This window comes from Bradyrhizobium sp. HKCCYLRH3099, assembly GCF_051167855.1.
GTDB lineage: Bacteria > Pseudomonadota > Alphaproteobacteria > Rhizobiales > Xanthobacteraceae > Bradyrhizobium.
In genome coordinates this window covers 233,458-259,093 of the sequence record NZ_JBNPTW010000002.1, presented here as the reverse complement: position 1 = coordinate 259,093, position 25,636 = coordinate 233,458, and the positions used below count along the sequence as shown (strand labels likewise).

Genomic DNA, 25,636 nt, shown 5'->3' with positions numbered 1-25,636 from the left:
CGAAAACTGACCCTGCCGACAGACTGCAGTGGGGCAGAGAGCGGTCCTGCATTGCTGCTGCGCCGGCCTTCCGGACAGACGAGCGTAACGTGCAACAGCCAGAACAGCTTCCACCTTCAGAACATTCGATCATCGCCGAACTCGAGGAGGCCGTCCGTGGCGGATCCTCGGAAAAACGGGTGCACACGCTGCGCCAGGTCACCAATCTGTTCCTGCATGACGGCGAGCGCCTCAGCGAGGATCAGATCAAGGTGTTCGACAACGTGCTGTGCATGCTGGTGTCACGCGTCGAGACCCGTGCGCGCGCCGAGCTCAGCAAGCATCTTGCTCCGGTGGATTACGCCCCGGTCGAACTGATCCAGCAGCTGGCCCGCGACGACGAGATCTCGGTCGCCGAGAGCGTGCTGATGCACTCGACCCGGCTCTCGGAGCATACGCTGGTCGAGGTCGCCGCGACCAAGGGCCAGGATCACCTGATGGCGATCTCCAGCCGTCCGCATCTGACCGAGGCCGTCACCGACATCATCGTCGACCGCGGCGAGCGCCGCGTCATCCGCACGCTCGCCAACAACCAGACGGCGCGCTTCTCCGAGACCGGTTATTCCGGCATGATGGCGCATGCCGAGGACGACGACGAGCTGAGCGAGATCATCGGCCTGCGCGTCGACCTGCCCAGCAAGCACCTCCGCGACCTCCTGCGCCGCGCCACCGAATCCGTCCGCGCGAAGCTGATGGCGTCGGCGTCGCCGGCGCTGCAGAAGGAGATCAAGAAGATCCTCAAGACCATCACCGACGCCGCGCGCAGCGACGGCGGCCTGGTCGGGCGCGACTTCACGATGGCCGAAGAGGCCGTGAAGCGCATGAAGGGCTTGAACGAGCTCAACGACACCGCGATCGCCTTTTTCGCCGAGACCCGCCGCTTCAGCGAGGTCGCCGCGGCGCTGGGGCTGCTCAACAACGTCCCCACCGAGATGATGGCCAAGGTGCTGGAGGGGCCGCGCACCGACATCGTGCTGATCCCCTGCCGCGCCGCCGGGCTGGCCTGGACGGTGGTGGCGAAGATCCTGACCCACCGCCCGATCAAGCACGCCATCGACAGCGAGACGCTCAAGCTCGCCGAGCGCGACTACGGCCGGCTGTCGCTCGACACGGCCCAGCGCACGCTGCGGTTCTGGATGGTGCACAACAAGGTCGACAAGTGAGCGGGCGGAGCCTGCTCCTTGACTGACTGAGGGCGTTACCCTCCGCCGCACCTCACGCCTCGCGCCACATCCTCCGCCCTTGTCCCGGCGAACGCCGGGACCCACTGCGTGAGGCGCGTTGGCGGGCACACTGAGAGTAGCCAGTCTTTCTCAACCACCAAGGCCGGTGGCTATGGATCCCGGCGTTCGCCGGGATGACAGTCTTGGCGTCGCAGGCAGCCGGGCTGAACGCCTCTGCATTCAAGGCCCAAAACAAAAAGCCTCCGCCCTGCGAGGACGGAGGCTTTCGATCGAGCTGCAGGCCGAGACCGCGAGATCCGCAGTCCCGGCCGTCCATCACACGGCTCAGTTCTTGGTCTTGTCGACCAGCGCGCCCTTCTTGATCCAGGGCATCATGTCGCGCAGGCGGGCGCCGACTTCCTCGATCGGGTGCTGGGCGAGACGGGCGCGGGTGGCCTTGAAGGAGGACTGATTGACCTTGTTCTCCAGCATCCAGTCGCGCGCGAAGCGGCCGGACTGGATGTCGTCGAGCACGCGCTTCATCTCCGCCTTGGTCTCCGGGGTGATGATGCGCGGGCCGGTGACGTACTCGCCATACTCCGCGGTGTTGGAGATCGAGTAGTTCATGTTGGCGATGCCGCCTTCATAGATCAGGTCGACGATCAGCTTCACCTCGTGGAGGCACTCGAAATAGGCCATCTCCGGGGCGTAGCCGGCTTCGGTCAGGGTCTCGTAGCCGGCCTTGATCAGCTCGACCAGGCCGCCGCACAGCACCGCCTGCTCGCCGAACAGGTCGGTCTCGCACTCTTCCTTGAAGGTGGTCTCGATGATGCCGGCGCGGCCGCCGCCGATCGCCGAGGCGTAGGACAGGCCGAGGTCATGGGCGTTGCCCGAGGAATCCTTGGCGATCGCGATCAGGCAGGGCACGCCGCCGCCGCGCTGGTATTCCGAGCGGACGGTGTGGCCGGGGCCCTTCGGCGCGATCATCAGTACGTCGAGATCGGCGCGCGGGTCGAGCAGGTTGAAATGGACGTTGAGGCCGTGCGCGAAGACGAGGGCGGCGCCCTGCTTCATGTTGTCGTGCAGATGCTCGCGGTAGATGTCGCCCTGCAGCTCGTCCGGGGTCAGCATCATCACGAGGTCGGCCCACTTGGCGGCCTCGGCGACTTCCATCACCTTGAAGCCGGCGCCTTCGGCCTTCTTGGCCGAGGCCGAGCCCTTGCGCAGCGCGATCGCGACGTCCTTGACGCCGGAATCCTTCAGGTTCAGCGCATGGGCATGGCCCTGGCTGCCGTAGCCGACGATGACGACCTTCTTGCCCTTGATCAGGTTCAGATCGGCGTCGCGATCGTAGTAGACACGCATTGTCGTTTCCTCTGTGAGATGCCGGAATTGGCTGAAAAGTCAGACGCTTGGGTGAGGCACGGGCGGCTGCGCCCGGACAAAATCCGGCCCGTGTCTAGAGCATTTTGGGCCTCGATGGAAACCCCGATCTCGCATGGCGGCGCCCTCCCTCATGCGTCCGCGAACACGGGATAGAGCGAGGCCAGCAGCAGCATGGCCATCACGATGTTGAAGCCGCGCACCGCGCGCTCGGAGCTGAGCAGCGGCCGCAGCGCGGTGCCGAACAGGGTCCAGGTGATGGTCGAGGCGACCGCCATCACGAAGCTGATGGCGACCTGCAGTGCAACATTGGCGGGAAAGCGCGCGATTGCGGCATAGGCGGTGATGGTGCTGATCACCATCACCCAGCCCTTGGCATTGACCCACTGAAACAGCGCCGCGCCCCAGAACGACATCGGCCCGCGCGAGGCGGTCTCTTCAGGTTTGGTCGATCCGGAGAAGGCGATGGCGATCGCGAGATAGATCAGGTAGGCAGCGCCGAGATATTTCAGCGCCTGCTGCAGCACGGGATAGGTGATGAACACGGTGGCGAGGCCGAAGCCGACGGCCCCGACCATGAAGGCGAAGCCGAAACTGACGCCCATCATGTGCGGCACGGTCCGCCGGAAGCCGTAGGTCACCCCCGACGACAGCAGCATGATGTTGTTCGGCCCGGGCGTGAACGCCATCACGAAGGCGAAGGTGACGAAGGCGACGAGGAGCTGCTGGGACATTACTCATCTGCCTCCACGTCGTCATGGCCGGGCTTGTCCCGGCCATCCACGTCGTTCGGCACGCCTGGACAGACGTGGATGCCCGGGACGAGCCCGGGCATGACGGAGTCACAAACTCCCAGGACTGCGGACCGCGACAGCTTCAGTTCACAAGATGCAATCCGGGCAAGGTGGTACAGGTCTCTCCGCGAACACTCCCCGTGCGGGTGCCCCTCACCCCAACCCTCTCCCCGTAAGAACGGGGAGAGGGAGCGCACCGCGTGCTGCGCAACAGCGTGCGCTCCGCCTCGACAATCGATCATCAGCTCAGCCCTGCCCCGCCGGCTTCTGCAGCACATAGGTCGCGTGCATCGGGGCGTGGTAGTCGGCGGACACCGTCATGAAGCCGACCTCGCTCAGCATACGCTCCATCACCCAGGCGAAGGTCGAGTTCTCGTCGCGCATGTGGGTGATGACGCTGTCACGGGCGAGGTCGTGGTTCTTGATGTTGAAATCGGCCCACTGCTCAACCGAGCGCTCGGCGCCGTCGGGCATGGAGACATAGACGATGTCGCGCAGGAAGAACTGCGCGCCGGGCTTCAGCGCCGCGAAGATCCGCGCCAGCGCCACCGCCTTCCAGAAATCCGGCAGATGATGCAGCGTGAACTCGCTGGCGATCAGGTCATAGCTCGCGGGCTCGTAGGCGAACGACAGCAGGCCGGCCGAATGCATCCGCACCGCGGTGCGGCGGTCCCTGGTGTAGATCCGGGTCAGCGCCAGCATCGCCGGCGAGATGTCGATGGCTTCGACCACCGCGCCCATCAATGCGGCTTCCGTCGCCAGCACGCCGTTGCCGCAGCCGATATCGGCCACCCGCCAGCCCGGCCTGACGCCGAGCATCTTCAACGCGGCGCGCGCGCGCTCGTCGGCATCATCCCCCGAGCCGTAGATCGAGGCCACGGCATGATCGAGCCCGATCCGGTTGCGTTCGTTGTAGTACCAGTCGCGCGCCAGCATGGCTCACATCCCTTCCGGTCCCCGCCCGATCGCCGCGATGCCGGTCCTGGCCACTTCGACCAGGCCGAGCGGGCGCATCAGATCGATAAACTGAGTGATCTTGTCGGTATTGCCTGTGATCTCGAACACAAAGCTCTCGGTGGTGGCGTCGATCACCCGGGCCCGGAACGCGTCCGCCAGCCTGAGCGCCTCGACCCTGGGCTCGCCGATGCCGCGCACCTTGACCATCGCCAGCTCGCGCTCGATCGCGCGCTTGGTCAGGGTCATGTCGACGACGCGATAGACCGGGACCATGCGATCGAGCTGGTGCTTGATCTGCTGGATCACCATCGGCGTGCCCGTGGTGACGATGGTGATGCGCGAGAGGTGCTTCTGGCTCTCGGTCTCGGAGACGGTGAGGCTCTCGATGTTGTAGCCACGCCCGGAGAACAGGCCGATGACGCGCGCGAGCACGCCGGGCTCGTTCTGCACCAGGACGGAGAGCGTGTGGGTCTCGTTCGGGTCGTGACGGTCTTCGATGAAATAGGCGGAGGCTGGCTGGTTCATTGGTGTCCCCGTGTAATCTCAGTCGTCATGGCCGGGCATAGCAGTCTGCCTTGCGCAGACTGCGTAAACTTGTCTGCGCTCCCGGCCATCCACGTCGAGCGGCGCGCTCGCGGCTCGTGGATGCCCGGGTCAAGCCCGGGCATGACGGCGTTGTTTGTGGTGCGCAGGGTGCACCTCATGCGGCACCCGCCTTCTCAGTTTCAGCGGCCGCCGGCATCACCCAGCGCCTGAACAGGTCGAGATCGATGTTGCCGCCGGTCAGCACCAGGCCGACGCGTTTGCCGGCCAGCTTGGGCTTCTCTTGCAAGGCGGCCGCGAGCGAGGCCGCGCCGGCGCCTTCGGCGACATTGTGAGTATCGGTCCAGAAGATGCGGATGGCGTCGGCGATCTCGGCATCGCTGACCTGCACGATGCGCGAGGCGCCCTTCAGGATGATCGCGAGCGCATCCGCATCCGGGCTGCGGGTCGCGAGGCCGTCGGCATGGGTGTCGGCGCTGTTGGTCGTGACAACCGTACGCGCCGCGAACGACAGCGCATAGGACGGCGCGCCGGTCGATTGCACGCCGACGATCTCGGTCTTCAGCCCGAGCAGATCGCGCGCCAGGATGCAGCCGCAGATGCCGGAGCCCTGCCCGACCGACACATAGAGCACGTCGAGATCGGGCGCCGCGCGCAGCAGCTCCAGCGCGTAGGTGGCGACGCCGCGGACGAGATCCGGATGGAACGACGGCACCATGTGCAGGCCGTCGCGCGCGGCGTGGCGGATCGCCTCCTCGCGCGATTCCTGGAAGTCGCTGCCGTGCTCGATCAGCTCCGCCCCGAACGCCGCCATCGCGCGGTTCTTCTCGACCGAGTTGCCTTTCGGCACATAGATCGTCACCGGCAGGCCGTTGCGGCGGCCGGCGAACGCAACGCTCTGGCCATGATTGCCGCGCGTCGCGGTGATCAGCCCGCGGACATCCGGCTGCGTGCGCTTGAGGTTGTCGACATAGACGAGCCCGCCGCGCACCTTGAAGGCACCCGCCGGCGTATGGTTCTCGTGCTTGACGACGACCTCAGTCCCCAGCCGCTGCGCCAGCAGCGGCCACGCATGCGCCGGCGTCGCCGGCACGGCAGTGCCGACGATGGCGTGGGCGGCTTCGAGCTCAGCTAATGTGAACATGGGACTGCTCATGTTTGTCGAGCTCGCAACCGCGAGCGCCGCTGCGCCCCCTCTCCCCGTTCTTACGGGGAGAGGGTTGGGGTGAGGGGCAGCCACGGGCACCGACCGTGCGGAGAGCCTCCCTCACCCGGATCGCATCTGGCGATGCGATCCGACCTCTCCCCGCACGCGGGGAAAGGTTAGGAGCGCGCCTGCCGCACCACCGTGTCATGCCCGCGAAGGCGGGCATCCAGTACGCCGCGGCGGTCGTCGGACCCACGACGGCCGCGGCGTACTGGATCGCCCGGTCAAGCCGGGCGATGACAGCGGAGTTTGTGGGGCGCATCCCGGTCACGACGATCTCACATCAGCTCTTCAGTGCTACCGGTTCGACTCACACCAGCGCCTTGCCGCCCGCGAACGCCGCGGCCGGATCGGACGCCTCGGCCGGCAGGATCATCTCGTTATGCGCCTTGCCCGACGGGATCATTGGGAAGCAGTTTTCCAGCGCCGCGACGCGACAGTCGAACAGCACCGGCTTCTTCACCGAGATCATCTCCTTGATCGCGCCGTCGAGATCGCCCGGCTTGCTCACCTGCAATCCGACGCCGCCATAGGCCTCCGCGAGCTTGACGAAGTCCGGCAGCGCCTCCGAGTAGGAATGCGACAGGCGGTTGCCGTGCAGCAGCTGCTGCCACTGCCGCACCATGCCCATGTACTGGTTGTTCAGGATGAAGATCTTGACCGGCAGCTCGTACTGCACGGCCGTCGACATCTCCTGCATCGTCATCTGCACCGAGGCATCGCCGCCGATGTCGATGACCAGGCTGTCGGGATGCGCGACCTGGACGCCGATCGCCGCCGGCAGGCCATAGCCCATGGTGCCGAGGCCGCCGGAGGTCATCCAGCGGTGCGGCTCTTCGAAGCCAAAGAACTGCGCCGCCCACATCTGGTGCTGGCCGACCTCCGTCGTGATGTAGGTGTCGCGGCCGCGCGTCAGCTCGAACAGCCGCTGGATCGCATATTGCGGCATGATGACGTCGCGGTTCGGCTTGTAGGCGAGCGAGTTGCGCGCGCGCCAGACGGCGATCTCCTGCCACCACGACTTGATGTCGGGCTTCTTCGCCTCGGCCTTGAACACCTGCAGGATGTCGGCGAGCACGTCGCCGCAATCGCCGATGATCGGCACGTCGACGCGGATGTTCTTGTTGATCGAGGACGGATCGATGTCGATGTGGATCTTCTTCGAGTTCGGCGAGAACGCGTCGGTGCGGCCGGTGATGCGGTCGTCGAAGCGCGCGCCGACGCACAGCATGACGTCGCAATCATGCATCGTCATGTTGGCCTCGTAGGTGCCGTGCATGCCGAGCATGCCCAGCCAGTTGGGGCCCGACGCCGGATAGGCGCCCAGCCCCATCAGGGTCGAGGTGATCGGGAAGCCGGTGACCTCGACCAGCTCGCGCAGCAGCCGCGACGCCTCAGTCCCCGAATTGATGACCCCGCCGCCGGAATAGATCACCGGCCGCTTGGCCGAGGCCAGGAGCGCGACGGCTTTGCGGATCTGCATCGCGTCGCCCTTGACGCGCGGGGCGTAGGAGATATGGACGTCGGACTTGCGCGGCGGGTGATAGGTGCCGGTGGCGAACTGCACGTCCTTCGGCACGTCGACGACCACCGGGCCGGGACGGCCGGAGGTCGCGACATAGAACGCCTCGTGCAGGACCTTGGCCAGATCATTGACGTTGCGGACCAGCCAATTGTGCTTGGTGCAGGGCCGGGTGATGCCGACGGTGTCGCACTCCTGGAAGGCGTCGTTGCCGATCAGATGCGTCGGCACCTGGCCGGTGATGCAGACCAGCGGGATCGAATCCATCATCGCGTCCGCCAGCGGCGTCACCATGTTGGTGGCGCCGGGACCCGAGGTCACCAGCACGACGCCGGGCTTGCCGGTCGAGCGCGCATAGCCCTCCGCGGCGTGGCCCGCGCCCTGCTCGTGGCGGACCAGGATGTGCTCGACCTCGCTCTGCTGGAAGATCTCGTCATAGATCGGAAGCACCGCGCCGCCGGGATAGCCGAAGATGTGCTGCACGCCGTGGTCGATGAGCGCGCGCACGATCATCGCGGCGCCGGTCATCTGGTTCGGATCGTGGCTCTTGTCGGTCATGGCAGGCTCCGGATCGCTTCTCGAAAGCGGGTGGTCGTTTGGTCGGTCGGTTCGGTTGGGCTTCAGTCGCTTGGTTCAGGATCGGTGGTGGCTTCCGGGCAATAAAAAAGGGCCCTGGAAGGCCCTGCGCACCGCTCGGATTTTGGATGGCCGCTAGCCATCCCCGGCGATGCGCCTGGTTACGACTACGATAAGGAGAATGGCAATAAAATTGCGCATGACGGCGAGTTGGCTTCCCAAAGGTTGCGCGAACATAACCATGGTGACCTTGATGTCAAGGCAAAGCAGGCTCGCCAGCGCGATTTTGTCAAGGTAGCGCGGAATTTGCGGTTCGGCGAGCGGTAATTTGGCCTCTGCTTTCCAAGACAAGGCAAAAAGGGCTGGAGAAGAGGATCCGCTGCATCTCCAAACCAGGTCGTCATTCCGGGGCGCCCGAAGGGCGAGCCCGGAATCCATACGCCCGATCGTGGTTATGGATTCCGGGCCCATCGCTTCGCGATGTCCCGGAATGACGATGCCGCTAGAGTTTGACGACCCACCCCCTCGCCGCCTCCGGGCTCATCCACTCGAACTCCGGCAGCTGGTGCCGAAACCAGGTGAACTGACGCTTCGCGTAATGCCGCGTGTCGGCCTTGCCGATGGTGGCCGCCTCCTCGCGCGTGATCTCGCCCCGGAGAGAACGGATCAGCGCCGGCACGCCGTGGGCCTTCATCGCCGGCAGCAGCGGATCGAGGCCGCGCGCGGCGAGCCGTTCGACCTCCGCCAGCGCGCCGGCCTCCAGCATCACCTCGAACCGCGCGTCGATCCGCGCAAACAGCGCCTCCCGGTCCGGCGCGATGAACACGCCGTGGTAGCTGCCCTCCGGCAGCAGCGGCGGCGTGGTCTCGGCATGCCAGTCGGCCAATGGCCGGCCGGTCGCCTCGATCACCTCCAGCGCCCGGGCCACCCGAGTGCGGTCGCGGACGTTCAGCCGCGCCCCGGCCTCCGGATCGCGCCGCGCCAGTTCGGCATGCAGCGCCTCGACACCCTCGCGCTCGAGTCTTTTGCGCACCGCCTCGCGCACCTCCTCCGGCACCGGCGGCACCGCCGACAGCCCCCGCGTCAGCGCCTTGAAGTACAGCCCGGTGCCGCCGATGAAGATCGGCAGCCGCCCTGCCCCCAGCACCTCATCAAGCACCTCGGCGGCATCACGGACAAAATGGCCGGCCGAGTAGTTCACGGCGGCATCGACGTGGCCGTACAGCCGGTGCGGCACCGCGGCCTCTTCCTCGACTGTCGGCCGCGCCGTCAGCACCCTCAGGTCGCGGTAGATCTGCATGGAATCGGTATTGATGACGACCCCGCCCGCTTTTTGCGCAAGTTCCATGGCGAGGGCCGACTTGCCGCTGGCGGTCGGCCCTGCGATAAGCACGGCTTTGTTGATCCCTGGCAAAGTCACCTGATGTCTCTCGTCGCCACCTTCATCTGCAATCCCGCCGATCCCGCGCTTGATACCACGATCGTGGAGGCCTTCCTGGCCGTGCTGCCATCGCCGGGCACGCCGCGCTGGCTGTTCGACGAGGTCGCGATCGACATCCCGTTCTCGCATGACGGCGAGGTCCACAAGCTCGAGGCGCGGCTGCGCGACCTGCGCGGCGACATGCCGATCGACATCGTGGTGCAGCCTGAGGCGGTCAGGCGCAAGAAGCTTTTCCTGGCGGACATGGATAGCACCATGATCGGCCAGGAATGCATCGACGAGCTGGCCGATTTTGCCGGGCTGAAGCCGAAGGTCGCCGCCATCACCGAGCGCGCCATGCGTGGCGAGATCGCCTTCGAGCCGGCGCTGCGCGAGCGCGTCGCCTTGCTGAAGGACCTGCCGGTCAGCGTGGTCGACGAGGTGCTCGCCAAACGCATCAAGCTGACGCCGGGCGCTCGCCAGCTCGTCATGACCATGCGTGCGCATGGCGCCTATACCTGCCTGATCTCCGGCGGCTTCACGCTGTTCACCAATGCGGTCGCGGCCAAGATCGGCTTCCAGGAGAACCGCGCCAACGAGCTCGTCATCGATGCCGGCAAGCTGACCGGCGAGGTGCGCGAGCCGATCATCGGCCGCGACGCCAAGCTCGCCACCCTCGTCGAGCTGCGCGAGTCCTTCGACGTCGACGAGATCGACACGCTCGCGGTCGGCGACGGCGCCAACGACCTCGGCATGATCGAGGCCGCCGGCCTCGGCGTCGCCTATCACGCCAAGCCCGCCGTCTCCGCAGCCGCCTCCGCCCGCATCGACCACGGCGACCTCACGGCCCTGCTCTACGCCCAGGGCTACACGCGCGATCAGTTCGTGGATTGATACTAGTAACCGCCAGCGAGGACGCCGCGCCCCTTCCAGCGTCATTGCGAGCACAGCGCACTGCGCTCGCAATGACCGTGGTGGGCGTAGCCCGGGCGAGCGAAGCGACCCAGGGTCTCCTGCATCGTTCGTGAGACCCCGCATCTCGCTGCGCTCATGCTGGCTACGGCAAAGCTTGTGCGGCAAAAACTCAGTGTCATGCCCGCGCAAGCGGGCATCCAGCACGCCGCGGCGCCTCGGGTCGATCACGACCGTCCCGGCGTACTGGATCGTCCGCCGTCGCGGACGATGACGGCGGAGAGTGGCGCAAGCTGCTTGCCCAAACCGTCATTGCGAGCGCAGCGAAGCAATCCAGAGTCCTTGTGCAGCCCTGGATTGCTTCGCTGCGCTCGCAATGACGGAGCCACATCCAGCGCTCGAAATCGGGGGCCGCTAAACGAATCGCATGCGGCCGGTTGACCGCCGCGGCATGGTTTGCAGCGTCAACCTTCGGAGTTTTATTTCATTCCAGCCTGCGCACGCGCAACGCCATGCGGCATCATTCCAGATCGCATATCACCTCATTCGATGATCCCATGAAGACCGGTACTGAGCTGCCGTTCCAGCCCCATCAAAAATCAATGAATTGTCAAACACCCCGCGTATAACCTAAAAGCGAAAACGTCTCAGGGAGCGTCCAAGGAAACGAACCGCGATTGCATGCGCAATCGATCCTCGTATCCAAAGGACCGCTCGATGACCTTCTCCAAAACTTTCGCCACCAGCGCTCTTGTCGCGGTGACGCTCGCCGCCGGTGCCGCCTTCGCCGACGAGCGTCCGACCTTCGAAGCCGCCTCGCTTCCCGCCACCCAGCATCAGCTTGCCGTCATCGGCGCCTCGGCCGCCGAGGAGCAGGCTCCGGTCGCCGACCTCATCCGTGCCGGCATGCCGGCCACGCCGCTGCAGCTCGCCGTACTGACGCCTCATCGCCGCAGCGCCGCGCTCGCGCCGAGCACCATCGGCAACGCGCGCAACTAAAGGCGCGGCCTTCGCTCTCGGCCATCTCCTCGAACCTGCTCCGCGGGCATCGAGGAGATGCCGCCTCTGGCTTCGCGCCTCTTCAGGCGCCCGACGAGTCCAGCAGCGCCATGCAGCCCGGCGCCTCAGTTGAGCCCCATCTGCCTGCTTCCGTTGACCGACCTGAATCCAGGCGCCATGCTTGCCAGGAGCCGTTCTCATCGAGCCTCCGTCGTGCCGGCCCGAGGGCGCTCGCAACCCCGTTGGTGCCAGATCCGTCCGGAGAGCCGCCTTGACCGATGAGACGCCGCAGCTTGACGAGGCCTCGTTCAGCCCGATCGATCGCGCAAAGCTCCTCGACGTCACGCCCTCCTCGCATCCACCACGCATCCTGCTGCTGTACGGATCGCTCCGGCAACGCTCGTTCAGCCGGCTGCTGACCGAGGAGGCTGCGCGCATCCTGACGCGCTTCGGCGCGGAGACGCGGAGCTTCGATCCGCACGGGCTGCCGCTGGTCGACGACGCCTGGCCCGACCATCCGAAAGTCGACGAGTTGCGCGAACTCGTGACCTGGAGCGAGGGCATGGTGTGGTGCTCGCCGGAGCGGCATGGTGCGATGACCGGCGTGATGAAGACGCAGATCGACTGGATTCCGCTCGCGCTCGGCGCCACCAGGCCGACGCAGGGCAAGACGCTCGCGGTGATGCAGGTCTCCGGCGGCTCGCAGTCGTTCAACGCGGTGAACCAGCTCCGCGTGCTCGGGCGCTGGATGCGGCTGATCACCATCCCCAACCAGTCCTCGGTGCCGAAGGCGTTCGCGGAGTTCGACGACGACGACCGCATGAAGCCCTCGGCCTATTACGATCGCGTCGTGGACGTCATGGAGGAGCTCGTGAAGTTCACGCTGCTGACGCGCGATCGCGCGGACTACCTGGTCGACCGCTATTCCGAGCGCAAGGAAGGCGCCGAGGAGCTGTCGAAGCGGGTCAATCAGCGCTCGCTGTGAGCGCCGGATGCGGCGGGACCAGTCCGCCGCGCCTCCGGCAGCGCGCCCTCGATTTCCGATAAAGATAATTCGCTTGCTATTTTTCTGAAATCATGGTTGTATCCGCCCATCCCGCCTCACTGCGGAGGGGCGTTGCGCGCGATCGTCACGACACGCGAGGTGGGATGCGATGGCCGCGAGAGATCGCAGCGTCTTCGGCAACGAAGGCGCGGACGAACGATCGCTTGCGGACGTGAAGTCGCAGCGTCCTGACACCCCGATGCTGGTGTCCCCCCGCGCAATGCGCAAGCATTGTTGCGGCATGGTGGCCAACAAGCCCGGCGCACCAGGGAGACTGCGTATAAGCGTGAAGACCATCGCGCAGGGAATGCCGGCGTGTTCCGGCTTTGCCTGTGGTACCTGCCGCCTGCATTTTTTCCGCAGGCGGGCCATGGGTGAGGCTGTCACCCGGCATTCCCTGCGCCCTCTGCATGTTCGCGAGGGACGAGCGATGGCAGACCTCGGGCGATATCAGCCGCGAGAATGCGATCGCATGTCGTCCAACTGATAACTTCGCCTGCGCTGTTTGAGATGTGAATCGGATGTTTCCTCAATCGTCGTGCCGGCCTTGAGCCGGGACCCATACGCCGCAGCGGATGTGATGGGCAAAATGCCAATAACCCGCCTGCCCCAAACCGCTCCCTGGGGGTATGGGTCCCGGCTCAAGGCCGGGACGACAGCGGAGTTTGAGCGCCGCAGGGTGGGCAAAGCGGACGCCCGAAGGGGCGGACGCGTGCCCACCGTCTCTCCGCGATCGCGGACGGCAATGGTGGGCACGGCGCGAGCTGGCTCGGCGCATCACGCGCGCAGCGTGGGCGCGCCTTTGCCCACCCTACGCAGCCGTGTCCGGAACGAACGACTGCGCCCTTACTGCAAGCTCAGCGCCACGAACCGCAGCTCGCCGTCGGCGTTGGACACCAGCAGCAGGACCGACTTCTTGCCGTCCTTCTTCAACTGATCGACGCGCTTCTTGATGTCGGCGCCGGAGGTCACCGCCTCCTGCGCGACCTCGACGATGACGTCGCCGGCCGACAGCCGCTTCTCGGCGGCATCGGAGGACTGGTCGACGCCGGTGACGACGACGCCCTTGACGCTGTCCTTGATCTTGTAGCGCGTGCGCAAATCCTTCGACAACGCGGCGAGATCGAGCCCGAGCGCCTTCTGGGTCACCGGCTTCTCGGCCGGCTCGTCCTTCTTGATCGCGGCCTGCTGCACCTTCTCATTGTCCTCGAGCCGGCCGAGCTTGACCTTCAACGTCTGCTCCTGGCCCTTGCGGATCACGACGACGTCGACCTCCTTGCCGACAGCCGTATCGGCGACGATACGCGACAGGTCCTTCGGCTCCTTGATGTCGCGGCCGTCGAACTTGACGACAACGTCGCCGGGCTCGATGCCGGCCGGCTTGGCCGGGCCCTTGTCGTCGACGCCGGCGACCAGCGCGCCGCGGGCGGGCTTGATGTTGAGGCTCTCGGCGATCTCATCGGTGACGCCCTGGATGCGCACGCCGAGCCAGCCGCGGCGCAGCTCGCCGAACTGGCGGAGCTGATCGACGACGCCGGCAACCGTCTTGGACGGCACGGCGAAGCCGATGCCGATCGAGCCGCCCGACGGCGAGATGATCAGCGTGTTGACGCCGATGACTTCGCCATCGAGGTTGAACAGCGGACCGCCGGAATTGCCGCGGTTGATGGCGGCGTCGGTCTGGATGTAGCTGTCATAGGGCCCCGACGAGATGTCGCGGTTCTTGGCCGAGACGATGCCGGCGGTGACGGTGCCGCCCAGGCTGAACGGGTTGCCGATCGCGACCACCCAGTCGCCGAGCCGCAGCTTGTCGGAGTCGCCGAACTTGACGACCGTGAGCTGCCGCGGCGGCTTGAACTTGAGCACCGCAAGGTCGGTCTTCTTGTCGACGCCGACCAGCTCGGCCTTGATCTTGGTGCCGTCGTTGAGGATCACGTTGATCTCGTCGGCATCGGCGATGACGTGGTTGTTGGTGACGACCACGCCCGAGTCGTCGACGATGAAGCCGGAGCCGAGCGAGTTGGTGCGGCGCGGCGAGTTGTCGGCGCCACCCCGCCCGCCCGGACCGCCGCGGCGGTTCTTGAAGAAGTCGTCGAAGAACTCCTCGAACGGCGAGCCCGGCGGCACCTGCGGATTGGCGTTGCGGCCCTCGGAGGAGCCACCGCCCTTGGCCTCAACGGTCTGCGAGGTCGAGATGTTGACGACGGCGTCGATCACCTTCTCGGCGACGTCGGCGATCCCCTCCGGACCGCGCGCCGACGCCGGCATCGGCGCCAGCACCCAGCCGGCGGCGAGGACGGCCGCAGCCAGGACGGGACGCAGGCGACGGCTGAAAGCAAGCGTTGCGGTCATCGGGCGGATCTCCAGAAAAAGCGGCGAATTCAACGGTACAGTGCGCCGGAACCGGGCGACGACGCAAGCACGCCGGATCGGACCACCGAATTCATCATTGAGGGCGACCTAATACGGCAAAATGGCGCAGCCATCGCCTCACAATGGCGTTGGCCGGGCGGCGAACGGCAATGACCGGGCCCGGCCGGCGTTCCTGTCTGCCGGGGACGGGAGCGGACCGGCCGCCCTTCGGCCGCTCAGATCGGCCGCCGGATCACCCAGATCAGGACGAGGCCCGCGACCGCCGAGCCGATGCCGACGGCGCGCAGCACATTGTCGGGCGTGGCCATCGCCGTCTTCATCGCCCGCCGCATCCAGTCCGGACTGGCCGCGAACATCAGGCCTTCGAGCACGAACAGGATACCCAATCCGATGAGGAAATCGGAAAAAGCAATGGACCTCATCGGACCCGGACCTCCCATTCGACCTTCTTGATATCAAGCGGGGCGAAGCAACGGCTTCGCCCCGTCCGTGTCAACTCTTATTCGCCCGGATCGGCCGCAGCCAAGACCATCACGGCTTGGGAGCCGGCACCGCAGCAGCCGCGGTCGAGCTGCTGGCAGCGGTCGATGGCGTCTCCGCACCCGACTTCCCCGTGGGGTTGGAGAAGTAGCGGAAGAACTCCGAATCGGGCCGCAGCAGGAAGCGGGTGTCGCCAGACTTCAGGCCGTTCTCATACGCCGTCATCGAGCGGTAGAAGGCGAAGAAGTCGCGGTCCTTGCCGTAGGCCTCGGCAAACAGCCGGTTGCGCTCGGCGTCGCCGGCGCCCCGGGTCTGCTCGGCCTGCGAGTTCGCCTCGGCGACGATGACAGTCGCCTCGCGATCGGCCTTGGACCGGATCTCCTGGGCCTTCTGGCCGCCGAGCGCGCGGAACTCCTCGGCCTCGCGCTGCCGCTCGGTCATCATGCGCTTGTAGACGGCCTGGCTGTTGGCCTCAGGCAGGTCCGCGCGCCGGATGCGGACGTCGACCACCTGGATGCCGTAGGCGTCGGCCTCCTTGTCGAGCTGATCGCGGATCTTGCGCATCAGGCCCTCGCGTTCGTCGCGCACGACCTGCGTGAAGGTGACCTCGCCGAGCACGCGGCGCAGCGCCGCGTTGAGCAAGGTGCCGAGCTGGACGTTAGCGGTCTGGATCGAGCCGACACTCTGGTAGAACTGCAACGCGTTCTTGATCTTGTAGCGCGCGAAGGCGTCAACCACGAGACGCTTCTGGTCGAACGCGATCACCTCCTGCGAGGGGTTCTCGAGGTCGAGGATGCGCTTGTCGATCGAGATCACGTTGTCGATGAACGGCGCTTTGAAGTTCAGGCCGGGCTGGGTGACGACGTCGACCGGCTTGCCGAACCGCACCACCAGCGCCTGCTCGGTCTGGGCCACGGTGAACAGCGAGCTGTAGCCGACGACGACGATAACGAGCACCGCGATCAGCGCGACGATGCCTGCAACGGGGGACCTCATCGGACGCCTCCCTGCTGAGCGGCCGGCGCCTGACGGCGCGGCGCGAGATCGCCGAGCGGCAGCAGCGGCACGGGTCCGCCGGAGGCGCCGCTGTCGAGCACGAGCTTCTCCGAGCCGCCGAGCACGCGCTCCATGGTCTCGAGATAGATCCGTTCACGGGTCACTTCGGGAGCCTTCTTGTACTCGTCATAGACCTTCAGGAAGCGCGCGCTCTGGCCCTTGGCCTCGGCGATCGCCTGCTCCTTGTAGCCTTCGGCGACCTGCAGGATCTGCGCGGCGCGGCCGCGCGCATCGGGAACGACCTTGTTGGCGTAGGTCTGGGCCTCGTTCTGCAGACGCTCGAGGTCGGCGCGGGCCGCCTGGACGTCGCGGAAGGCCTCGATGACCTGGGCCGGCGGATCGACCTTCTGCATCTGCACCTGGGTGATCTGGATGCCCGAGCCGTAATTATCGAGCGTCTTCTGCATCAGCTCCTGCACGTTCTGCTCGATCACGGTACGGGCGCCGGTCAGGATCGGCTGGATGTTGGAGCGGCCGATCACCTCGCGCATCGCGCTCTCGGCCACCGCCTTCACGGTGCCTTCCGGGTTCTGGATGTTGAACAGGAAGTCGGCGGCGCCCTTCGGCTTGATGCGCCAGAGCACGGTGACGTCGACGTCGACGATGTTCTCGTCGCCGGTCAGCATCAGGCTCTCCTCGGGCACGTCGCGACCACCGCGGCCGCCACGCCGGCCGTCATCACCGGCGGTGATGCCGATGGAGATCGAGTTGACGCGCAGCGCCTTGGGCAGCAGCACGGTCTCGATCGGGTAAGGCAGGTGATAACGCAGGCCGGGCTGCTCATCGCGGACATACTTGCCGAAGCGCAGCACGACGCCGAGCTCCTCGGACTGTACGCGGTAGATGCCGGAGGCCAACCAGATGACGATCGCGCCGAGCACGATCAGGAGGATGCCCGCGGTGCCGAAGCCGCCGCCCGGCACGAACTGCTGCAGCCGATCCTGGCCGCGCCGCAGAAGATCTTCCAGGTCGGGCGGCCTTGGACCGACCGGTTGCGGTCCCGAGCCCCAGGGCCCCTTGGGACCCTGACCCCACGGGCCTCCGCCCTGATTCTTCCACGCCATCGATCGATCTCCTCCGAGAGGCTGATACTGCCCAAACGCCGGCCCCCGTCGGCGGCCGGGTTATAAGGGACGGGCCCGCCCCTTACAACGTAGCGCTCCAGCTAAGCCCGAACCGGGTTTTGTCAATGTAAACAGGGCCGGAAGCGCCCGTTTGCCGCGCCCCCGAAACCGCCATACGACCTGATAACGCGACGTCATCATTAACGGATGGTCTTGATGCGGCAGCCGCAGCGCCCCGCAGCCTCGCACGATCAGCGGATCCGGCGATAGGTCACATAGGAGAATTCGGCCTGATCGTCGGGCCCCGAAGGATGACGCTCCCGCGCCACCTCGGTCCATTGGGCGGGATCGATGACCGGAAACAGCGTATCGCCCGGAGGGGTCGCGTGCACCTCCGTGATCTCCAGCCGGTCGGCGACCGGCATCGTCGCCGCATAGATCTCGGCGCCGCCGACGATCGCAATCTCCGCGGCTGAACGCCGCAGCGCATCACCCCGCGCGATGGTGAGCGCTTCGTTGATGCCGTGGGTCACGATCGCGCCGGGTGCGCGAAACGCTGTGTCGCGGGTGATGACGATGTTGGTGCGGCCCGGCAGCGGCCGGCGTGGGAACGACAAGAAGGTCTTGCGCCCCATCACGATCGGCCGGCCCATGGTCATCGCCTTGAAGCGCCGCATGTCGCTCTTCTGCCGCCACGGGATCGCGCCATCAGCGCCGATCACGCGGTTCTCGGCCATGGCGACGACGAACACGATCTCGATCACGGCGCCTTCTCCGCAAGCTGCGCCAGCGACGCCCCCGTCACCTTGCACAGGGTCCAGTCGTCCATCAGCTCGGCGCCGAGCGACTTGTAGAAGGTGATCGACGGCGCGTTCCAGTCGAGCACGGACCATTGCAGCCGCGCGTAATCGCGCTCCACGCAGGTCTTGGCGAGATGGCCGAGCAGCGCCTGGCCGATGCCGTTGCAGCGGAACACCGGACGTACGAACAGGTCTTCGAGATAGATGCCGGGCCTGCCGGCAAAGGTCGAGAAATTGACGAACCACACCGCGAAGCCCGCGACGCTGCCGTTCCATTCCGCGAGATCGCAGAACAGCTTCGGGTGGTCGCAGAACAGCGCGCCGGCGATATCGGCCTCAGTCGCCACGACCTCATGCGCGAGCTTCTCGTAGTCAGCGAGTTCGCGGATCAGCGCGAGCACGGTGCCGATGTCGTCAGGCCGGGCAGGACGGATTGTCAGCGGCATGCGTCAGACCGCGACCTCGGCCTTGATGTGCGGATGCGGGTCGTAGCCGGCGAGCGCGAAATCCTCGTAGCGGAAGGCGAAGATGTCCTTCACGTCGGGATTGAGTGTCATGGTCGGCAGCGGCCGGGGCGCCCGGGTCAGTTGCAGGCGCGCCTGCTCGACGTGGTTGGAATAAAGATGCACGTCGCCGAAGGAGTGCACGAACTCGCCCGGCTTCAATCCTGTAACCTGCGCCACCATCATCGTCAGCAACGCATAGGAGGCGATGTTGAAGGGCACACCGAGGAAGACGTCGGCCGAGCGCTGGTAGAGCTGGCACGACAGCTTGCCGTTGACGACGTAGAACTGGAACAGGCAGTGGCACGGCGGCAGCGCCATCTTCTCGACGTCGGCCGGATTCCACGCCGTGACGATCAGCCGGCGCGAATCCGGATTGCGCTTGATCATGTCGATGACATGGCTGATCTGGTCGATATGCCCGCCGTCCGGCGTCGGCCAGGATCGCCATTGGTAGCCATAGACCGGACCGAGATCGCCATTGGCGTCGGCCCACTCGTCCCAGATCGTGACGCCGTGGTCGTGCAGATATTTGATGTTGGTGTCGCCCTTCAGGAACCACAGCAGCTCATGCACGATCGCCTTCAGCGGCAACCGCTTGGTCGTGACCAGCGGGAAGCCGGCGGCGAGGTTGAAGCGCATCTGGTGGCCGAACACGGAATAGGTGCCGGTGCCGGTGCGGTCGTGCTTCTCTGCGCCGTCGGACAGGATGCGTTCGAGCAGGTCGTGATACTGGTGCATGGTGCGCGCTGGCGGCCTTTCGCGGAAGGCGGCGAATTTAACGGCGGGGATCGCCGGACCCTAGCCTCGACTCGGCCCGGTCGCCGATTATACCCTGAAAAATGTCGGCCGCCGCGCCCCGAATGACAAGGGGCGGAACCCTGCGGTCCCGCCCCCTGCCCTGGCCATCGGCCTGAAGGCTAGGTCGCCGGCTTCAGCACAGCGCTCCATTTGACGACTTCGCCCTTCACCAGCGCCCCCAGCGCCTCCGGGGTCCGATCCGCCGGTGCCGGAATGACGCTGCCGAGCTCGAGCAGGCGCTTGCGCACGCCCTCGTCCTCGAGGGCCTTGGCGGCGGCCGCGTTGAGCTTGGCGACGATCGCAGGCGGCGTGCCCTTGGGCGCGAAGATCGCGTTCCAGGCCTGGGCCTGGAACTTCGGTAAGCCCGCCTCCGTGGTGGTCGGGACGTTCGGCAGCGCCGGATTGCGCTCCGGCGTCGCGATCGCATAGGCCTTGATGGTGCCGGCGTTGATCTGCGGCACGGCATTGACGATCTGGTCGCACATGTAGTCGACCTGACCGGCGACCAGCGCGTTCATCGCCGGACCCGTGCCGTTGAAGGGCACGCCGACCGGCTTGACGTCGAGGATCGAGTTCAGGAGTTCGCACGAGACATGCGACACCGAGCCGACGCCGGCATGAGCGGCGTTGACCTTCTCGCTGTTGGCCTTGATGTAGTCCACGAACTCCTTGGTGTCCTTTGGCGCGAAATCCTTGCGCGCCAGGATCAGGATCGGCGTGCCCGCGAGCAGCGCCACCGGCTCGAAATCCTTCTCCGGATGATAGGCGAGCTTGGGATAGAGCGGCACCGCGGCGGCATGAGTGCCCATATGGCCGGTGATCAGCGTGTAGCCGTCATTCGCGGCGCGCGCCGCGCGCGTCGTGGCGGTGGTGCCGCCGGCGCCGACGACGTTTTCGATGATGATGCTTTGGCCCAGGGTCTGCGCCATGTGCGCGGTGACGATGCGCGCGATGACGTCGGTCGGGCCGCCCGCCGCGAACGGAACGATCATCGTGATGCTGCGCGCCGGATAGTTCTGCGCCTTGGCTGATGTCGTCGACACACCGAGCCCGACAACGACGCCGGCGATGGCCGCCAGCCAACCAAACGAAAGTGCACGACCGCACCAGCTCATCAGAATCCTCCCTCGGCGCCCGCTGTGCTGCGGGCCTTGCGCTGGTGATAGCTACATCACAGCGCCTTGTCCGAGGTCGATTCGACTTCCGCCTGCGGCGTGCCGACGCAGGCTCAGCCCTCGCTCTCGACGAACACCTCGTCGCGCTTGCGGCGAAGCGTCGGCAAGACCGCCAGCACCAGGAGCCCCGCGGCGATCGCGAGCAGCACCGCCGACAGCGGTCGCGTCAGGAACACCGACCAGTCGCCGCGCGAGATCAGGAGCGCCCGCCGCAGATTCTCCTCCATCAGCGGTCCCAGCACCATGCCGAGCAGCAGCGGCGCCGGCTCGAAATCGTGCTTGATCAGCCAGTAGCCAACCAGGCCGAACGCGCCCGCCAGCACCACATCGACCGGCGAATTGTTCACCGAGTAGATGCCGATCGCACAGAAGATCACGATCGAGGGGAACATCAGCCGGTACGGCACGCGCAGCAGCCGCACCCAGATGCCGACCATGGGCAGATTGATGATGATCAGCATCAGATTGCCGATCCACATCGAGGCGATCATGCCCCAGACCAGATCAGGCTGCTTCTGCATCACCTGCGGACCCGGCACGATGCCGTGAATGGTCATCGCGCCCACCATCAGCGCCATCACCGCATTCGGCGGGATGCCGAGCGTCAGCAGCGGAATGAAGGAGGTTTGTGCCGCCGCGTTGTTGGCACTCTCCGGTGCCGCGACACCTTCGATGGCGCCGCGGCCGAACCGGGACGGATCCTTCGCCAGCTTCTTCTCGAGCGTATAGGCCGCGAAGGACGCGATCACGGCGCCGCCGCCCGGCAGGATGCCGAGGATCGAGCCGAGCACCGTGCCGCGCAGGATCGCCGGTGTGGAATCGCTGAGATCCTTGCGCGTCGGCATCAGGCCCGTGATCTTCTTCTGCACGAGGTCGCGGTCCATCTCCGCGCCGGCATCGAGGTTGCGGATGATCTCGGCGAAGCCGAACACGCCCATCGCGACGGTGGCGAAGCCGAGTCCGTCGGCGAGCTCGGGAATGTTGAAGGCCATGCGCGACACGCCAGTCTCGATGTCCGAACCGACCATCGACAGCAGCAGGCCGAGCACGATCATCGCGATCGCCTTCAGCACCGAGCCCTTGGCAAGTACCACTGCGAAGATCAGGCCGAGCACCATCAGCGAGAAATACTCGGCCGGGCCGAATGCCAGCGCGAGCTTGGTCAAGGGCGCGCCGAGGATCGCGATCAGCACGGTCGCAACGCAGCCGGCGAAGAACGAACCGATGGCCGCGATCGCCAGCGCCGGGCCCGCCCTGCCCTGCTTGGCCATCTGGAAGCCGTCGAGCGCGGTCACGACAGATGTCGCCTCGCCGGGGATGTTGACCAGGATCGAGGTGGTGGAGCCGCCATACTGGGCGCCGTAATAGATGCCGGCCAGCATGATCAATGCGCCGACCGGCTGCAGGCCGAAGGTGATCGGCAGCAGCATCGCCACGGTGGCGATGGTGCCGATGCCCGGCAGGACGCCGACGAGCGTGCCGACCAGCGCACCGATCAGGCACATCAGGAGATTGATCGGCGTAAGCGCAACGCCGAAGCCATGGGCGAGATTTGCAAACAGGTCCATCACGCCCTCACTGCAGCAGGAAACGCGGCCACAGCGGCATGGCGAGCCCGAGCACGTACGGGAACAGCAACGCGCAGCCAGCGGTCAGGCAAACGCCGACGATCAGCGCTTCGCGCCAGCGCGTCTCCGGACTGCCGATTGCCGCGATCAGGAAGCTCGCGAGCCCGGTGATGAGAAGGCCGAGCGGACGGATGGAGACGGCGAAGGTCAGGATCGCCAGCGACACGAACAGCGGTCCGCGCCAGTGATAGGCCGCGAGCTGCGGGCCCGGCGTCAAGGCGCCGATCGCGGCCACCGCCGCCCCCAGGGCGAGCAGCAGCAGTCCGAACATGCGCGGCGCGGTGCCCGCCCCGAACGAAAAGCCGCGCATGCCCTGAAGGTCGCTCGAGGCCCACAGCGCGAACAGCGCGATCGCCATCAGCACGACGCCGCCGAAATAGTCCTGCGGCGCGCGCGGACGGACCAGGAGGGTGAACAGCGCCACCGCGAGCAGCGGATAGGTGTAGATGAGGGCCAGCAGATTGTCGGAGCCGAGCGAGGTCTTTCCGCCTGCGGCATATTGCTGCGCCAGGCTTGGGAGCGCGGCGGCCAGCGCCGTGGCGTGGGCCGTCAGCGCCTGGATCGGACCACGGCCGGAGACCGGCAGAAAGAAGCCGGCGAACCCGATCAGCATCTCGATGATTTGCGGAGCGAAGGCGAGGACCAGAATGATCAATGCGCCAGTCGTGCTGCGCGCGGATGGCACCGTCGCCGCCCCGCCCGACAGCTGGCCCGTCGTATCGGCCATGTCCCTCGTCCTCCCCGATCGGCCTTGGCGGCCGTCATTGTTCTCGCGCAGCGGTCCGGATCAGTCCCCGCCGGACATCTTCATGTTGCCTAGCGACTTTCCCTAGAGAAGGCCAGCAAAACCAAGGCAGCCGCCCGCAGCCAACAGCCAGAGCGGATTGAGTCGTGTCGAAGATGCCACCACGGCGGCGGCGATCGTCAGCGCCACGGCCCGCCAATTGTCGTCGGAGGCCTGCGCCAGGATCCAAGTGCTCGCCGCCATCAGGCCGATCGACAGCGGTACGAGCGCGGCCTGGAGCATCGCAGGCCAGCGCGCGTCACGCGCGTTCCCGAGCCAGCGGCTGACGAGATAGGACAGCACGGCAGTCGGGCCGCACATCGCGATGGTCGCGACCGCGGCACCCGCCACGCCTGCGACCGAATAGCCGATCAACGCGACGATCAGGACGTTCGGCCCCGGCGACAATTGCGACAGCGCGAACACATCGGCGAACTGCTTGTCCGTCATCCAGTGACGGACGTCGACGGCAACGCGGTGCAACTCCGGAATCGCGGCCACTGCGCCGCCGACGGCAAACAGCGAGATCAGCGCGAAGGTCCAGAACAGCTGGGCCAGCGGATTGTCGTCGCCGCTCATCGCACCCATCGCGCCTTGGCAAAGGTGACGAGGATGCTGAGCGGCACCGCGACCAGCAGCACCTCCTGGAGCGGTAACCGCGTCACTCCGATGGCGACGAAAACGGCGGCCATCACCGCAAGCCCCAGCAGGTCGCGCTTCTTCAGGAGCGGCAACAGCATGCGAAACACCACCGACGCCAGCAGACCGACCGCCGCGCAGGACACGCCGGCGAGTCCCCGTCGCAGGACGTCCGCGTGCTCGAAATGATCATACACCGCCGCCAGACAGGTGATCAGCAGCATCGGCGGCAGCAGCAGGCCGGCGAAGGCGGTGATCCCGCCGGCGATGCCGCGCAGCCGCGCGCCGAACACCATGGCGAGATTGACGATGTTCGGCCCCGGCATGAAATGGCAGAGCGCGAAGGTCTCGTTGAATTCCTCGGCCGTCATCCAGCGGTGCTCGTCGACGATCGCTCGCCGCGCAAACACCAGCACGCCGCCGAATCCCGACAGCGACATTTTTGCGAATGCGAAGAACAGGGTACGAAGACTGGGCGGCTCTGTGAGTGTGTCGGCAGGCGAGACGGAGACCGCGGGATCGGAGGGCATCCGGCCATCTAGAGGCACAAATTTGGGGCTGCCAAGCGTGATCGAAAGGTTCCCCGCAACGACCCACATTTTTGTCGCGGGCTGCGCCTTTTCGACCCTGTGCAGCGGGCAGCAGGCAGCCTATATTGGGCGTGCCGGCTTGCCGGCTATGGAAATAAATCGCCGTCGAAATAAACCATTCGGACCCGGGGGCGGTACCCGGCGCCTCCACCAAAGCCCGTCCATTCGACGGGTTTCGGCGGGGGCGAAATAGGATCGACGAGGGCGTAAAGGGCGAGCTTTTTCCCGGTATTGTTCCGCCGTTATCGGGCTACTGCAATAGTTGCCAACGACAACTTTGCTCCGGTTGCTCAGGCTGCGTAACGCAGTTTGAAAGACCACCTTAAAGTCCTAACGGGTTAAGCTCCGTTAGGCGGGGTTCGGAGGCACCTGGCAACAGAAGCCTCCACTTTCATTTTTCTTCGGCCTCCCTGCCCCGGCGACGCTGTCCCCAGGTTTTTGGCAACCGTGCCGTCCATTCCTGCGTTGACCGGACTTCCGCCAGCTTCTAGGCGTTCCCATATCTGGCTGCGGATTCGCATGGGCTGCTGACCTCGGCACCAATGCGGGGTACGATTGGCCGGGTACGAGTCGCGGATGCCGCTGCCGGAGAGGCGCGGCGATCGGACCATTCGGGCGCGGCCGATCACGATACAGGACCGATCATGGCGACGGATCATATTCGATACGATGTGCTGGCACGCGACGCGCTGCGCGGGGTGCTGCGCCGGGTGTTGAGCGATGCCGCAGCCCACGGGCTTCCCGGCGAGCATCATTTCTTCATCACCTTCGTCTCCAAGGCCGAGGGCGTGAAGATCTCGCCACGGCTGCTGGCGCAATACCCTGAGGAGATGACGATCATCCTGCAACACCAGTTCTGGGATCTCGTCGTCACCGAGGATCGGTTCGAGGTCGGCCTGTCGTTCGGCGGCATTCCGGAGCGGCTGGTCGTGCCGTTCCACGCCATCAAGAGCTTCTTCGATCCGTCGGTGCAGTTCGGACTGCAGTTCGAGCCGTCGGAAGCCATCGCGGAGACGCCGGCCGCGCCGAAGCTGCCCGCGGCACCTGCCCCGTCGGCGGTCGTTGCGCCGCTGCCCGCGCCCGCAGCCGAGCCCACCGACGACACGCCGCAGCCGCCGGCTGCGCCAGGCGAAGGCGCCGAGGTCGTCCGGCTGGACCGCTTCCGCAAGAAATAGGCGGATTC

Annotated in this window: 26 protein-coding genes and 1 other RNA gene; 7 read left to right on the top strand and 20 right to left on the bottom strand. The window is 66.1% G+C overall.

The genetic code is table 11. From position 1 onward, the window contains the following. The first annotated feature begins 89 nt into the window (after window positions 1-89). The gene (locus tag ACQR1Y_RS06440; protein ID WP_434860737.1) at window positions 90-1,202 is read left to right on the top strand and encodes a DUF2336 domain-containing protein; all 1,113 of its coding nucleotides are present in this window, start codon (window positions 90-92) and stop codon (window positions 1,200-1,202) included. A 345-nt stretch (window positions 1,203-1,547) separates the two neighbouring features. On the opposite strand, the gene ilvC is transcribed toward ACQR1Y_RS06440, so the two are convergent. From ilvC to miaA, 8 genes are all read right to left on the bottom strand, one after another. Beyond that, window positions 1,548-2,567 (bottom strand): ketol-acid reductoisomerase, encoded by a 1,020-nt coding sequence (gene ilvC, locus ACQR1Y_RS06435; RefSeq protein WP_009026674.1) that lies wholly within the window; start codon window positions 2,565-2,567, stop codon window positions 1,548-1,550. Between the two features lie 149 nt (window positions 2,568-2,716). Beyond that, window positions 2,717-3,319, bottom strand: coding sequence for a LysE family translocator (locus ACQR1Y_RS06430; protein WP_434876585.1), 603 nt, complete (start codon window positions 3,317-3,319; stop codon window positions 2,717-2,719). Between the two features lie 306 nt (window positions 3,320-3,625). After that, on the bottom strand, window positions 3,626-4,315 hold the full coding sequence (locus ACQR1Y_RS06425; RefSeq protein WP_434876586.1) for a class I SAM-dependent methyltransferase: 690 nt from the start codon (window positions 4,313-4,315) through the stop codon (window positions 3,626-3,628). Between the two features lie 3 nt (window positions 4,316-4,318). Further along, complete coding sequence (gene ilvN / locus ACQR1Y_RS06420) at window positions 4,319-4,861, bottom strand: acetolactate synthase small subunit (RefSeq protein ID WP_434860734.1); 543 nt, start codon at window positions 4,859-4,861, stop codon at window positions 4,319-4,321. 175 nt (window positions 4,862-5,036) lie between these two features. Further along, complete coding sequence (locus tag ACQR1Y_RS06415) at window positions 5,037-6,023, bottom strand: threonine dehydratase (protein WP_434876587.1); 987 nt, start codon at window positions 6,021-6,023, stop codon at window positions 5,037-5,039. Between the two features lie 373 nt (window positions 6,024-6,396). After that, window positions 6,397-8,166 (bottom strand): acetolactate synthase 3 large subunit, encoded by a 1,770-nt coding sequence (locus ACQR1Y_RS06410; RefSeq protein ID WP_434876588.1) that lies wholly within the window; start codon window positions 8,164-8,166, stop codon window positions 6,397-6,399. 153 nt (window positions 8,167-8,319) lie between these two features. Further along, window positions 8,320-8,622: a hypothetical protein gene (locus ACQR1Y_RS06405; protein ID WP_434894298.1), complete on the bottom strand. Its 303-nt coding sequence runs from the start codon at window positions 8,620-8,622 to the stop codon at window positions 8,320-8,322. A gap of 64 nt (window positions 8,623-8,686) precedes the next feature. After that, the gene (miaA, locus tag ACQR1Y_RS06400; protein WP_434876590.1) at window positions 8,687-9,604 is read right to left on the bottom strand and encodes a tRNA (adenosine(37)-N6)-dimethylallyltransferase MiaA; all 918 of its coding nucleotides are present in this window, start codon (window positions 9,602-9,604) and stop codon (window positions 8,687-8,689) included. A gap of 3 nt (window positions 9,605-9,607) precedes the next feature. Here miaA and serB point away from each other — a divergent pair, with 3 nt between their 5' ends. The 4 genes from serB (at window position 9,608) to ACQR1Y_RS06380 (ending at window position 13,047) form a co-directional block, all read left to right on the top strand. Beyond that, a complete protein-coding gene (serB, locus tag ACQR1Y_RS06395) occupies window positions 9,608-10,498 on the top strand; it encodes a phosphoserine phosphatase SerB (protein ID WP_434876591.1) in 891 nt (296 codons plus the stop codon). A gap of 735 nt (window positions 10,499-11,233) precedes the next feature. Continuing rightward, entirely contained in the window at window positions 11,234-11,515 is a 282-nt protein-coding gene (locus tag ACQR1Y_RS06390; RefSeq protein ID WP_434876592.1) for a hypothetical protein, read from the top strand. Window positions 11,516-11,786: 271 nt separating this feature from the next. Further along, window positions 11,787-12,500: an arsenical resistance protein ArsH gene (gene arsH / locus ACQR1Y_RS06385; RefSeq protein WP_434876593.1), complete on the top strand. Its 714-nt coding sequence runs from the start codon at window positions 11,787-11,789 to the stop codon at window positions 12,498-12,500. Between the two features lie 169 nt (window positions 12,501-12,669). Beyond that, on the top strand, window positions 12,670-13,047 hold the full coding sequence (locus ACQR1Y_RS06380) for a hypothetical protein (protein WP_434876594.1): 378 nt from the start codon (window positions 12,670-12,672) through the stop codon (window positions 13,045-13,047). 359 nt (window positions 13,048-13,406) lie between these two features. Here the strand turns inward: ACQR1Y_RS06380 and ACQR1Y_RS06375 are convergent, their stop codons facing one another. The 12 genes from ACQR1Y_RS06375 to ACQR1Y_RS06320 form a co-directional block, all read right to left on the bottom strand. After that, the gene (locus tag ACQR1Y_RS06375; RefSeq protein WP_434876595.1) at window positions 13,407-14,912 is read right to left on the bottom strand and encodes a Do family serine endopeptidase; all 1,506 of its coding nucleotides are present in this window, start codon (window positions 14,910-14,912) and stop codon (window positions 13,407-13,409) included. 236 nt (window positions 14,913-15,148) lie between these two features. After that, window positions 15,149-15,355, bottom strand: coding sequence for a DUF2065 domain-containing protein (locus tag ACQR1Y_RS06370; RefSeq protein ID WP_006615035.1), 207 nt, complete (start codon window positions 15,353-15,355; stop codon window positions 15,149-15,151). A 109-nt stretch (window positions 15,356-15,464) separates the two neighbouring features. After that, window positions 15,465-16,409 (bottom strand): protease modulator HflC, encoded by a 945-nt coding sequence (gene hflC, locus ACQR1Y_RS06365; RefSeq protein ID WP_434860726.1) that lies wholly within the window; start codon window positions 16,407-16,409, stop codon window positions 15,465-15,467. Then, a complete protein-coding gene (hflK, locus tag ACQR1Y_RS06360) occupies window positions 16,406-17,533 on the bottom strand; it encodes an FtsH protease activity modulator HflK (protein ID WP_434860725.1) in 1,128 nt (375 codons plus the stop codon). The genes hflC and hflK overlap by 4 nt, the downstream gene beginning before the upstream one ends. 251 nt (window positions 17,534-17,784) lie before the next feature. Continuing rightward, window positions 17,785-18,297 (bottom strand): dihydrofolate reductase, encoded by a 513-nt coding sequence (locus ACQR1Y_RS06355; protein WP_434860724.1) that lies wholly within the window; start codon window positions 18,295-18,297, stop codon window positions 17,785-17,787. After that, window positions 18,294-18,779: a GNAT family N-acetyltransferase gene (locus ACQR1Y_RS06350; protein WP_434876596.1), complete on the bottom strand. Its 486-nt coding sequence runs from the start codon at window positions 18,777-18,779 to the stop codon at window positions 18,294-18,296. The genes ACQR1Y_RS06355 and ACQR1Y_RS06350 overlap by 4 nt, the downstream gene beginning before the upstream one ends. A gap of 3 nt (window positions 18,780-18,782) precedes the next feature. Further along, window positions 18,783-19,577, bottom strand: coding sequence for a thymidylate synthase (locus ACQR1Y_RS06345; RefSeq protein ID WP_434860722.1), 795 nt, complete (start codon window positions 19,575-19,577; stop codon window positions 18,783-18,785). Between the two features lie 179 nt (window positions 19,578-19,756). Further along, window positions 19,757-20,752: a tripartite tricarboxylate transporter substrate-binding protein gene (locus tag ACQR1Y_RS06340; protein WP_434876597.1), complete on the bottom strand. Its 996-nt coding sequence runs from the start codon at window positions 20,750-20,752 to the stop codon at window positions 19,757-19,759. A gap of 113 nt (window positions 20,753-20,865) precedes the next feature. Continuing rightward, complete coding sequence (locus tag ACQR1Y_RS06335) at window positions 20,866-22,380, bottom strand: tripartite tricarboxylate transporter permease (protein ID WP_434876598.1); 1,515 nt, start codon at window positions 22,378-22,380, stop codon at window positions 20,866-20,868. 7 nt (window positions 22,381-22,387) lie between these two features. Then, a complete protein-coding gene (locus ACQR1Y_RS06330; RefSeq protein WP_434876599.1) occupies window positions 22,388-23,167 on the bottom strand; it encodes a tripartite tricarboxylate transporter TctB family protein in 780 nt (259 codons plus the stop codon). A gap of 102 nt (window positions 23,168-23,269) precedes the next feature. Continuing rightward, the gene (locus ACQR1Y_RS06325) at window positions 23,270-23,803 is read right to left on the bottom strand and encodes a chromate transporter (RefSeq protein ID WP_434860718.1); all 534 of its coding nucleotides are present in this window, start codon (window positions 23,801-23,803) and stop codon (window positions 23,270-23,272) included. Beyond that, entirely contained in the window at window positions 23,800-24,393 is a 594-nt protein-coding gene (locus tag ACQR1Y_RS06320) for a chromate transporter (protein ID WP_434876677.1), read from the bottom strand. Before ACQR1Y_RS06320 ends, ACQR1Y_RS06325 begins: the two co-directional genes overlap by 4 nt. Before the next feature lie 94 nt (window positions 24,394-24,487). On the opposite strand from ACQR1Y_RS06320, the gene ssrA reads away from it, so the two are divergent. Both ssrA and ACQR1Y_RS06310 read left to right on the top strand, forming a co-directional pair. After that, window positions 24,488-24,843: a transfer-messenger RNA gene (gene ssrA / locus ACQR1Y_RS06315) on the top strand. A 254-nt stretch (window positions 24,844-25,097) separates the two neighbouring features. Continuing rightward, on the top strand, window positions 25,098-25,628 hold the full coding sequence (locus ACQR1Y_RS06310; RefSeq protein WP_434876600.1) for an SspB family protein: 531 nt from the start codon (window positions 25,098-25,100) through the stop codon (window positions 25,626-25,628). Window positions 25,629-25,636 lie beyond the last annotated feature (8 nt).

Excerpts from the sequence above, each read along its gene's own strand:
- ilvC (WP_009026674.1), bottom strand. The coding sequence starts at position 2,567 with ATGCGTGTCTACTACGATCGCGACGCCGATCTGAACCTGATCAAGGGC.
- ACQR1Y_RS06430 (WP_434876585.1), bottom strand. The coding sequence starts at position 3,319 with ATGTCCCAGCAGCTCCTCGTCGCCTTCGTCACCTTCGCCTTCGTGATG.
- ACQR1Y_RS06425 (WP_434876586.1), bottom strand. The coding sequence starts at position 4,315 with ATGCTGGCGCGCGACTGGTACTACAACGAACGCAACCGGATCGGGCTC.
- ilvN (WP_434860734.1), bottom strand. The coding sequence starts at position 4,861 with ATGAACCAGCCAGCCTCCGCCTATTTCATCGAAGACCGTCACGACCCG.
- ACQR1Y_RS06415 (WP_434876587.1), bottom strand. The coding sequence starts at position 6,023 with ATGTTCACATTAGCTGAGCTCGAAGCCGCCCACGCCATCGTCGGCACT.
- ACQR1Y_RS06410 (WP_434876588.1), bottom strand. The coding sequence starts at position 8,166 with ATGACCGACAAGAGCCACGATCCGAACCAGATGACCGGCGCCGCGATG.
- ACQR1Y_RS06405 (WP_434894298.1), bottom strand. The coding sequence starts at position 8,622 with ATGGATTCCGGGCTCGCCCTTCGGGCGCCCCGGAATGACGACCTGGTT.
- serB (WP_434876591.1), top strand. The coding sequence starts at position 9,608 with ATGTCTCTCGTCGCCACCTTCATCTGCAATCCCGCCGATCCCGCGCTT.
- ACQR1Y_RS06390 (WP_434876592.1), top strand. The coding sequence starts at position 11,234 with ATGACCTTCTCCAAAACTTTCGCCACCAGCGCTCTTGTCGCGGTGACG.
- ACQR1Y_RS06380 (WP_434876594.1), top strand. The coding sequence starts at position 12,670 with ATGGCCGCGAGAGATCGCAGCGTCTTCGGCAACGAAGGCGCGGACGAA.
- ACQR1Y_RS06375 (WP_434876595.1), bottom strand. The coding sequence starts at position 14,912 with ATGACCGCAACGCTTGCTTTCAGCCGTCGCCTGCGTCCCGTCCTGGCT.
- ACQR1Y_RS06370 (WP_006615035.1), bottom strand. The coding sequence starts at position 15,355 with ATGAGGTCCATTGCTTTTTCCGATTTCCTCATCGGATTGGGTATCCTG.
- hflC (WP_434860726.1), bottom strand. The coding sequence starts at position 16,409 with ATGAGGTCCCCCGTTGCAGGCATCGTCGCGCTGATCGCGGTGCTCGTT.
- hflK (WP_434860725.1), bottom strand. The coding sequence starts at position 17,533 with ATGGCGTGGAAGAATCAGGGCGGAGGCCCGTGGGGTCAGGGTCCCAAG.
- ACQR1Y_RS06350 (WP_434876596.1), bottom strand. The coding sequence starts at position 18,779 with ATGCCGCTGACAATCCGTCCTGCCCGGCCTGACGACATCGGCACCGTG.
- ACQR1Y_RS06345 (WP_434860722.1), bottom strand. The coding sequence starts at position 19,577 with ATGCACCAGTATCACGACCTGCTCGAACGCATCCTGTCCGACGGCGCA.
- ACQR1Y_RS06340 (WP_434876597.1), bottom strand. The coding sequence starts at position 20,752 with ATGAGCTGGTGCGGTCGTGCACTTTCGTTTGGTTGGCTGGCGGCCATC.
- ACQR1Y_RS06335 (WP_434876598.1), bottom strand. The coding sequence starts at position 22,380 with ATGGACCTGTTTGCAAATCTCGCCCATGGCTTCGGCGTTGCGCTTACG.
- ACQR1Y_RS06330 (WP_434876599.1), bottom strand. The coding sequence starts at position 23,167 with ATGGCCGATACGACGGGCCAGCTGTCGGGCGGGGCGGCGACGGTGCCA.
- ACQR1Y_RS06325 (WP_434860718.1), bottom strand. The coding sequence starts at position 23,803 with ATGAGCGGCGACGACAATCCGCTGGCCCAGCTGTTCTGGACCTTCGCG.
- ACQR1Y_RS06320 (WP_434876677.1), bottom strand. The coding sequence starts at position 24,393 with ATGCCCTCCGATCCCGCGGTCTCCGTCTCGCCTGCCGACACACTCACA.
- ACQR1Y_RS06310 (WP_434876600.1), top strand. The coding sequence starts at position 25,098 with ATGGCGACGGATCATATTCGATACGATGTGCTGGCACGCGACGCGCTG.